The organism is Streptomyces sp. KR55 (assembly GCF_052245645.1).
GTDB classification, from domain to species: Bacteria; Actinomycetota; Actinomycetes; order Streptomycetales; family Streptomycetaceae; genus Streptomyces; species Streptomyces flavusporus.
This window is the reverse complement of sequence record NZ_JBQQCE010000793.1, coordinates 1-2490: the sequence shown is the minus strand read 5'-3', so window position 1 is coordinate 2490 and position 2490 is coordinate 1. Positions and strand designations below refer to the sequence as shown.

The following is a 2490-nucleotide window of genomic DNA, read 5'->3' as shown; positions in this document are numbered from 1 at the left end:
CTTGCCGCCTCGGCGGACACCGCGACCAGGTCCAGCAGCGCGGGCTGCCACGGGTCCTGCAGACGGGACACGGCACCCACCTGACGGTCGGCGGCGAAGGTGTACTGCGCGAGGTCGTTGGTCCCCAGAGACAGGAACTCGACCTCCTGCAGGATCGAACGCGCCCGCAGCGCTGCCGACGGAATCTCCACCATTGCGCCGAACTTGGCCTGCAGACCGGCCTCACGGCACGCGTCCGCGAACGCCTTGGCATCGATGCGGTCCGCCACCATCGGAGCCATCACCTCGAGGTAGACCGGCAGACCCTCGGCGGCCTTCGCGAGAGCGGTCAGCTGCGTGCGCAGCACCTGGGGGTGGTCCAGCAGTGTGCGCAGCCCACGCACACCCAGGGCCGGGTTCGGCTCATCGGCCGGCGTCAGGAAGTCCAACGGCTTGTCCGCGCCCGCGTCCAGTACACGGACCACGACGCGGCCCTCGGGAAACGCCTCGAGAACCTGTCGGTAGGCCTCGGCCTGCTTCTCCTCGGAAGGAGCCTTCTTGCTGTCGTCCAGGAAGAGGAACTCGGTCCGGAACAGACCGACACCTTCGGCACCCGCCTCCACCGCGGCTGGAACGTCCGCGGGACCTCCGACGTTGGCGAGCAGCGGCACCTTGTGGCCGTCGGACGTGGCCCCCGGCCCGGTCGACGCGGCCAGCGCCGCCTTTCGCTGAGCGGCCGAAGCCTCCAGCTGCGCCTTCTTCTCGTCGCTGGGAGCCACGAAGATCTCGCCGGTGCTGCCGTCGACCGCGATGACCGTGCCCTCGGTGAGCTCACCGGCACCCGGCAGGGCCACCACGGCCGGCACACCCAGAGCCCGCGCCAGGATCGCGCTGTGGCTGGTCGGACCGCCCTCCTCGGTGACAAAACCGAGGACCAGTGTCGGGTCCAGCAACGCAGTGTCGGCCGGCGCAAGATCGCGCGCGACGAGGACGTACGGCTCGTCGCTGTCCGGGACACCGGGCATGGGCACGCCGAGCAGCCGTGCGACGATGCGATTCCGCACGTCATCGAGGTCGGCCACCCGGCCGGCCAGGTACTCACCGGCGCCGGCGAGGAGATCCCGGTACGCGGCGAAGGCGTCGTACACCGCGCGCTCGGCGGTGCTGCCGACGGCGATCCGCCGGTCCACGTCCGCCATCAGCTCGGGGTCCTGAGCCATCATGGCCTGCGCCTCGAGCACCGCCTGGGCTTCGCCCCCCGCCAGGTTTCCGCGCGCTATCAGGTCGGCCGCCACGGCTTCCACGGCCTGGCGGGCGCGCCCCTGTTCACGCTCCGCCTCTTCCGCCGGGATCTGCTTGGCAGGCGGCTCGAGCACCGCCGTTCCCATGTGCCGAACCTCGCCGATCGCCACCCCGTGGCTCACACCGACGCCTCGCAGCGTTGTCTCCATCTCACCCGTCTCCGATAGTGCGGCGGGTCCCGCCGCCGCGGTGGTTGTCCTACACGCCGTCTTACGACGGCAATGACGTCACTTCCAGACGAAGAGACTGTCGCCGGCCTTGACGTCGCCGTCCGTACGGAGCTCGGAGAGGGAATCGGCCGTGGCCTCCAGCGCCACAATCGGGCACACCGGCGACTTGCCGACGGCCTCGACGGCGGCAGGGTCCCAGCGCACGATGCTCTGACCGCGCGTCACGGTGTCACCCTTGTTCACGAGCACTTCGAAGCCCTCACCGTTGAGCTGCACTGTGTCGATGCCGAGGTGAGTGAGCACGCCATGCCCGTCGCCGTCCACGACGACGAAGGCGTGCGGATGGAGGGAGACGATGACTCCGTCCACGGGAGAGACGGCCTCGGAGGGCTCACGGACGGGGTCGATGGCGGTACCCGGGCCGACCATGGCCCCGGAGAAGACCGGATCCGGCACGGCGGCCAGCCCGATGGCGCGTCCGGCAATCGGGGACGTCACGGTGGTCATGGGAAGCCTCCCAGAGGTGGCGATGTATATGGGCCGTCACTGCCTATCCCGGACGGCACACTGGTCAGCAGGGTATGTCATATGAAGTCCCGGTTCCGCATGCGAGGTCCCGCTTGGCCGCCCTAGAGCACAGCACAAATCGATTTGCGCCCACTCCGGAGCCCCGTGTAGAGTCGTACCCCTGCTTGGGACCGAGCGGCGCAACGAGCGCCTAGGTCTGGCAGCACCCAACTCGTCAGATCCTATCTCGGGGTCGCCTTCTGCATGCCCGCAGGACGGTGGTCAGAGAGAGGGAAAAACACTGATAGAGTTTGGAACACCGAAGGGAAGCGCCCGGAGGAAAGCCCGAGAGGGTGAGTACGAAGGAAGCGTCCGTTCCTTGAGAACTCAACAGCGTGCCAAAAGTCAACGCCAGATATGTTGATACCCCGTCCATCGGACAGCCGATGGTCGAGGTTCCTTTGAAGAACACAGCGAGGACGCTGTGGACGGTCGGATCATTCCTCCGGCCGTTCCGCTCTCGTGATGTGTT

At 68.0% G+C, this 2490-nt stretch carries 2 protein-coding genes; both read right to left on the bottom strand.

The annotated features are described in order from the left end of the window. Window positions 1–1430, bottom strand: a 1430-nt coding sequence (gene ptsP / locus ACTWQJ_RS50150) for a phosphoenolpyruvate--protein phosphotransferase (RefSeq protein ID WP_443313009.1), incomplete at its 3' end; no start/stop codon positions are given. Window positions 1431–1508: 78 nt separating this feature from the next. Then, window positions 1509–1958 carry a PTS sugar transporter subunit IIA gene (locus tag ACTWQJ_RS50145; protein ID WP_443313008.1) on the bottom strand — a complete coding sequence of 150 codons (450 nt, stop codon included), beginning with the start codon at window positions 1956–1958 and terminating at the stop codon, window positions 1509–1511. Window positions 1959–2490: the final 532 nt, after the last annotated feature.

Bases quoted from the DNA above. Each gene is read 5' to 3' on its own strand.
- ACTWQJ_RS50145 (WP_443313008.1), bottom strand. From the start codon at position 1,958: ATGACCACCGTGACGTCCCCGATTGCCGGACGCGCCATCGGGCTGGCC.